Origin of the sequence: Neisseria sp. P0004.S004 (assembly GCF_051963335.1) — a bacterium.
Classification (GTDB): domain Bacteria; phylum Pseudomonadota; class Gammaproteobacteria; order Burkholderiales; family Neisseriaceae; genus Neisseria.
Genome location: NZ_JBQCUK010000013.1, coordinates 52521 through 59223 on the forward strand (window position 1 = coordinate 52521; position 6703 = coordinate 59223).

Annotated in this window: 6 protein-coding genes; 5 read left to right on the plus strand and 1 reads right to left on the minus strand. The window is 51.1% G+C overall.

Going from position 1 to position 6703, the window contains the following annotated elements; genetic code table 11:
* Positions 1 to 97: 97 nt before the first annotated feature.
* From ACTHRY_RS10455 to ACTHRY_RS10465, 3 genes are all read left to right on the plus strand, one after another.
* Positions 98 to 1270, plus strand: a complete 1173-nt coding sequence (locus ACTHRY_RS10455; protein ID WP_049322430.1) for a sugar transporter — start codon at positions 98 to 100, stop codon at positions 1268 to 1270.
* 193 nt (positions 1271 to 1463) lie between these two features.
* Positions 1464 to 2882, plus strand: coding sequence for an SLC13 family permease (locus tag ACTHRY_RS10460; RefSeq protein ID WP_003747091.1), 1419 nt, complete (start codon positions 1464 to 1466; stop codon positions 2880 to 2882).
* A gap of 115 nt (positions 2883 to 2997) precedes the next feature.
* Positions 2998 to 3507 (plus strand): peptidylprolyl isomerase, encoded by a 510-nt coding sequence (locus ACTHRY_RS10465; protein WP_003747093.1) that lies wholly within the window; start codon positions 2998 to 3000, stop codon positions 3505 to 3507.
* A gap of 76 nt (positions 3508 to 3583) precedes the next feature.
* Here the strand turns inward: ACTHRY_RS10465 and ACTHRY_RS10470 are convergent, their stop codons facing one another.
* Positions 3584 to 4081: a YbhB/YbcL family Raf kinase inhibitor-like protein gene (locus ACTHRY_RS10470; protein ID WP_049322429.1), complete on the minus strand. Its 498-nt coding sequence runs from the start codon at positions 4079 to 4081 to the stop codon at positions 3584 to 3586.
* Between the two features lie 186 nt (positions 4082 to 4267).
* Here ACTHRY_RS10470 and ypfJ point away from each other — a divergent pair, with 186 nt between their 5' ends.
* Positions 4268 to 5107 carry a KPN_02809 family neutral zinc metallopeptidase gene (gene ypfJ / locus ACTHRY_RS10475; RefSeq protein WP_049322428.1) on the plus strand — a complete coding sequence of 280 codons (840 nt, stop codon included), beginning with the start codon at positions 4268 to 4270 and terminating at the stop codon, positions 5105 to 5107.
* 121 nt (positions 5108 to 5228) lie between these two features.
* Positions 5229 to 6611: a phosphomannomutase/phosphoglucomutase gene (locus tag ACTHRY_RS10480; RefSeq protein ID WP_049322427.1), complete on the plus strand. Its 1383-nt coding sequence runs from the start codon at positions 5229 to 5231 to the stop codon at positions 6609 to 6611.
* Positions 6612 to 6703: the final 92 nt, after the last annotated feature.

Genomic DNA, 6703 nt, shown 5'->3' on the forward strand with positions numbered 1-6703 from the left:
CCTTACATAAACAGCTTGCAAATTCTTCATTAGGGCCGTCTGAAAAATGCAGATAGGCGTATAATAACGTCCCTTACTTCATCAAACGGACATAATAATGACTTTAACATTGAAACAATGGGTTAGTGTATGCGCGCTGGCGGTGGGAGCGTTTATTTTCAATACCACCGAATTCATTCCGATTGCGCTTTTGAGCGACATCGGTCAAAGCTTTGGCAAACCGGCAACGGAAGTGGGCATGATGATCACGGTGTATGCGTGGATTGTTGCGCTCCTATCGCTACCGCTGATGCTGATGACGAAAAACATCGAACGGCGCAAATTATTGCTGATGCTGTTTGCACTGTTCGCGCTGTTTCACGCGCTGTCGTTCTTTTCTTGGAACTTCACCATCCTCTTGGTCAGCCGTGTCGGGATTGCGCTGACACACGCGATCTTTTGGTCGATTACGGCTTCTTTGGCGGTACGGCTTGCCCCCGCCGGCAAAACCAATCAGGCTCTGGGCTTGCTCAGTACGGGTTCGGTTTTGGCGATGGTTTTGGGTATTCCGCTGGGGCGCGTGGTCGGGCAATACTTCGGCTGGCAGCTCAGCTTCCTGCTGATCGGGGTCTGCGCTGCCGGCGTAATGCTGGTGTTGGCCAAAAATCTGCCTGCTTTACCCAGCCAAAATACCGGCTCTTTAAGCAGCCTGCCGAGTTTGTTCAAACGCCGTAATCTGATGTTACTTTATGCCATGACGGTGTTAATTATTACAGCACATTTCACGGCATACAGCTATATCGAGCCTTTTGTGTTGCAAGTTGGTGGATTTAAGGCAGAACAAGTTACCATCGTTTTGAGCCTGTACGGTTTGGCAGGCTTTGCCGCTTCTTATCTGTTTGGCAAATGGTTTGCCAAATCGCAACGCCTGTTTATGCTCGGCGCAGTGGCGGTCATCCTGCTCTCCGCCCTGCTGCTTCTGCCGCTTGCCTCTTTCCCGTATGCGGTATATGCGCTGGTATTTATTTGGGGCGTGGCCATCGTCATCGTCAGCTTGGGCATGGTCTCCAAAGTATTGACGTTTGCTTCCGATGCGACAGATGTGGCCAACTCGATTTATTCAGGTTTGTACAATGTCGGTATCGGCGGCGGTGCGCTTTTGGGGCATTACGTGACCACTTGGTTCGGCCTTTCCAATATCGGCATTGCAGGCGCGCTCTTGGCTGCGGCTGCTTTGGCCGTGTGCAGCCTGCTGGTTAAAGCACAAGATAACCCGCCACAAAACGTTTAAAATCCAATCACTTTCCTAATCGAACGGACAAACAGCCTTCTTGCTGCTTGTCCGTTTTTTATTTTATTTTAAAAAATAATTTACAATTTATTTACACTACATTAAATTACAAATATACTGTCGCTGTCAGGCCGTCTGAAAACGGCTGGCACAAGCGTAAAAGAAAAACCAGTAAATTTCAGAGGAACATTCTATGGATCTGCACGCAAAGGACAAAACCCAGCATCCGGAAAACGTCGAGCTGCTCAGTGCACAAAAGCCGATTACCGACTTTAAAGGCCTGCTGACCACCATCATCTCCGCCGTCGTCTGTTTCGGCATTTACAGTGTCCTGCCTTACAGCCCCGACGCCAACAAAGGTATCGCGCTGTTGATTTTCGTTGCCGCGCTTTGGTTTACCGAAGCCGTCCACATCACGGTAACCGCATTGATGGTGCCGATTCTCGCCGTCGTACTCGGCTTCCCCGACATGGACATCAAAAAAGCGATGGCAGGCTTTGCCGATCCGACGATTTACATCTTCTTCGGCGGCTTCGCGCTTGCCACAGCCCTGCACATGCAGCGCCTCGACCGTAAAATCGCCGTCAGCCTGTTGCGCCTGTCGCGCGGCAATATGAAAGTCGCCGTGTTGATGCTGTTTGCCGTTACCGCCTTCCTGTCCATGTGGATCAGCAATACCGCGACCGCCGCCATGATGCTGCCTTTGGCAATGGGTATGATGAGCCACCTCGACCAAGAAAAAGAACGTAAAACCTACGTCTTCGTCCTGCTCGGCATCGCCTACTGCGCCAGTATCGGCGGTTTGGGTACCGTGGTCGGTTCTCCGCCAAACATGATTGCCGCCAAAGCGCTGAACTTGGACTTCGTCGGCTGGATGAAGCTCGGCCTGCCGATGATGCTGTTGATCCTGCCGCTGATGCTGTTCTCCATGTATGTCATCCTCAAACCTAATTTGAACGAACGCGTGGAAGTTAAAGAGGAATCTATCCCTTGGACGTTGCACCGCGTGATCGCGCTGTTGATTTTCTTGGCTGCCGCTGTTGCTTGGGTATTCAGCTCCAAAATCAAAGCTGCATTCGGTATTTCCAACCCAGACACCGTCATCGCCCTGATTGCCGCCGTTGCCGTCGTCGTATTCGGCGTGGCGCAATGGAAAGAAGTTGCGCGCAATACCGACTGGGGTGTTTTGATGCTCTTCGGCGGCGGTATCAGCTTGAGCGCGTTGCTGCAATCTTCCGGCGCGTCCGAAGCATTGGGTCAACAGGTTGCCTCCACCTTCTCTCATTCTCCTGCATTGCTGGTGATTTTCGTGGTTGCCGCCTTCATCATCTTCCTGACCGAATTCACCAGTAACACCGCCTCCGCCGCGCTGCTCGTACCCATTTTCGCCAGCATCGCCACGCAAATGGGTCTACCCGAACAAGTCTTGGTATTCGTCATCGGCATCGGCGCATCTTGCGCGTTCATGCTGCCGGTTGCTACGCCACCCAACGCGATTGTGTTCGGTACGGGCTTAATCAAACAACGCGAAATGATGAACGTCGGCTTATTGCTGAACGTCCTCTGTATCGTATTGGTTGCGCTGTGGGCTTATTTCGTCCTAATGCCGTAAACCCGTAAATATAGTCCAGGCCGTCTGAAAGAATATTTTTCAGACGGCCTTGAAGTTTGTTGTTCAGACACAATTTAACAAATGATTAAAACCGGATTCTAACGAAAGGAAACCCATGATTATCCTGCACACCAACAAAGGCGACATCAAAATCGAACTCGATTTCGACAAAGCCCCCGTTACTGCTAAAAACTTCGAGCAATACGTTAAAGACGGCTTCTACGACGGCGTAATCTTCCACCGCGTCATCAAAGGCTTCATGATTCAAGGCGGCGGCATGGATGAAAACATGAACGAAAAAGAAACCCGCGATCCGATTCAAAACGAAGCGTCCAATGGTTTGCCTAACGAAAAATACACCATCGCCATGGCGCGTACTTCCGATCCGCACTCTGCCAGCGCGCAATTTTTCATCAACACTGCCGACAACGCTTTCCTGAACTTCCGCTCTAAAGAACTGTACGGCAAAACCGTCGTCCAAGACTGGGGCTACGCCGTATTCGGTAAAGTCGTTGACGGTTTTGACGTGGTCGATGCCATCGAAGGCGTTTCTACCAAACGCCACGGCTACCACGACGACGTACCGACCGAACCTGTCATCATCACCAAAGCCGAAGTGGTTTAATTGATTTGATTTCCCATAAAAACAGCCTGTCCGAATTCAAAACGGACAGGCTGTTTTTCAATAATGACGCATACCTTCACACATCATAAGTACCGACCACGCATGCCGAATCCAACACATGGCCCTGCATGGCAAAATGCAGCTCATTAAAGCGGAAACCGCGCGGCAAATCCAAAACGGTATCCAGCGCGTACACAATCAGTTCATAACGATGGCGGTTGTTCGGTGGCGCCATACCTCCGTAAAACGAAGCCTCTTCGATTTCAAATTTACCCAACGCGCTCGCCCAAGTGTTCGCGCCTTGCGTGAAATCCGTTGCAGAAATACTTTCATTTTCTGCCACGGAAGTACGTTTCAAATCCGAAATCAACCAATGCGTCCATACGAAACCCGATGCTGAAATGGCATCTTTGTCTTCCAACACCACGGCAAACGATTTTGTTCCCTCCGGCGCATCTTCGATCTCAAAAGGAATCGAATAAGTAGGCATACCGTTCGGGCTGAACTGGCTGCCGCGCTTGCCGTATTTGTCTTCAAATTCGCCGTTGACAATAGCTTTACTGCTGACTTTCATCTTATATCTCCCAATAGTAGGTTGGCTCATTCTAACAAACCCCAAGGCCGTCTGAAAGATACTGCCGTTTTCACTTTCCCGATGTCGCATTTTCAGACGGCCTCCAGCAATATTCACAATTCGATCAAACACATTTGACATTCCATAGTATAATCCGCCGCATGAAAACTACACAGGATACGCATTATGGATTGGAAAGGCCGTGAACAAAGCCAAAACGTCGAAGATCGCCGTGGAAGCCGTGGTGGTGGCGGCGGCAAAACGCCGGGCATACTCGGCATTATCGTGGTTTTGGTCGGCGCATATTACGGCGTGGATTTGAGCGGTTTGGTCGGCGGCTCATCTTCGATGGGAATCCCTACCCAGCAAGCCTCCCGACTCGACAGCCAACAAGAAGCCGAATTGAACGAACTGTCCCGTGTCGTCCTTGCCGATACGGAAAAAGCATGGAGCAAATATTTCCAACAACACGGCCAACGCTACACACCGACAACCATGGTGTTGTATGAAGGCGGTACGTCCACCGCCTGCGGTACGGGTCAATCTGCCATGGGGCCGTTTTACTGCCCGGGCGACCAAAAAGTTTATTTGGACTTGAGCTTCTACGAAGACATGCGCACCAAGCTCGAATCGGCCAGCGATGCCGCGTTTGCCTACGTTATTGCCCATGAAGTCGGCCATCACGTTCAAAACCTACTCGGCATTCTGCCTAAAGTCCACAAAATGCAACAGCAAGTCGGCAAAAAAGAGGCCAATGCCCTTTCCGTCAAACTCGAATTGCAGGCCGACTGTTTTGCCGGTATTTGGGGACACTACGCTATCAACAACAATATCTTCAAAGCCGAAGACATTCAAAAAGCCATGCTGGCGGCCGAATCCGTCGGCGACGACCGCTTGCAAAAACAGGCGCAGGGCTATGTCGTTCCCGACAGCTTTACCCATGGCTCTTCAGAAGCGCGCATGACTTGGCTCAAGCGCGGTTTGGAAAGCGGCGACATCAACCAGTGCAACACTTTCAACAATTGATTCGTCCAAACAACACTGTTCTTTGATGTAACAACAAAAGGCCGTCTGATTTTTTCAGACGGCCTTTTAGCCGTGTTAGAATAAGCCCCATTATTTCCACTTAAATTTAAAGGAAATCCACATGGCAAATATCGCCCGCGACATTTTCAAAGCCTACGACATCCGAGGCATCGTCGGCAAAACCCTGACCGACGAAGCTGCCTATTTAATCGGCAAAGCCATTGCCACCAAAGCCTCCGAAAAAGGCATTACCCGTATCGCACTCGGCCGCGACGGCCGCTTGAGCGGCCCCGGCCTGATGGCGCAGATTCAACGCGGTTTCACAGACAGCGGCATCGACGTCCTCAATGTTGGCATGGTTGCCACCCCTATGCTCTACTTCGCGGCCATCAACGAATGCGGCGGCAGCGGTGTGATGATTACCGGCAGCCACAATCCGCCTGATTACAACGGTTTCAAAATGATGCTCGGCGGCGACACGCTCGCAGGCGAAGCCATTCAAGAACTTTTAGCCATTGTTGAAAAAGACGGTTTTGTTGCCGCCGACAAACAAGGCAGCGTAACCGAAAAAGACATCTCCGGCGAATACCACAACAACATCGTCGGCCACATCAAGCTCAAACGCCCGATGAAAATCGCCATCGACGCGGGCAACGGTGTCGGCGGCGCATTCGCGGGCAAACTCTACAAAGGCTTGGGCAACGAAGTAACCGAACTTTTCTGCGAAGTGGACGGCAATTTCCCTAATCACCACCCCGACCCTTCCAAACCGAAAAACCTGCAAGACCTCATCGTCGAGCTCAAAAACGGCGATGCCGAAATCGGCTTGGCATTTGACGGCGATGCCGACCGCTTGGGCGTGGTCACCAAAGACGGCAACATCATCTATCCGGACCGCCAACTGATGCTTTTTGCACAAGACGTATTGAGCCGCAATCCTAAAGCCAAAGTGATTTTCGACGTCAAATCCACCCGCCTGCTCGCGCCTTGGATTAAAGAACACGGCGGTGATCCTGTGATGGAAAAAACCGGCCACAGCTTCATCAAATCCACCATGAAAAAAACCGGCGCACTGGTTGCCGGCGAAATGAGCGGACACATCTTCTTTAAAGAACGCTGGTTCGGCTTCGACGACGGTATGTATGCCGGCGCACGCCTCTTGGAAATCCTGTCTGCCTTCGACAATCCGTCCGAAGTATTGAACAAGCTGCCGCAAAGCATTTCCACTCCGGAACTCAACATCGACCTGCCTGAAGGCAGCAACGGCCACAAAGTGATTGAAGAGCTGGCTGCCAATGCCAAGTTTGAAGGTGCGACCGAAATCATCACCATCGACGGCTTGCGCGTTGAATTCCCCGACGGCTTCGGCCTGATGCGTGCTTCCAATACCACGCCGATTTTGGTATTGCGTTTTGAAGCGGATACGCAAGAAGCGATTGAACGTATTCAAAACCAATTCAAAGCAGTCATTGAAAGCAATCCTGCATTGAAATGGCCGCTGTAAAGGTTTAGGCTAAAACAAAGGGGCTGACGTAGATTAGCCCTAAATTCCACACCAATCCCGCAGAATTTTTAGTTGCCGGGACGGTGTGCCGA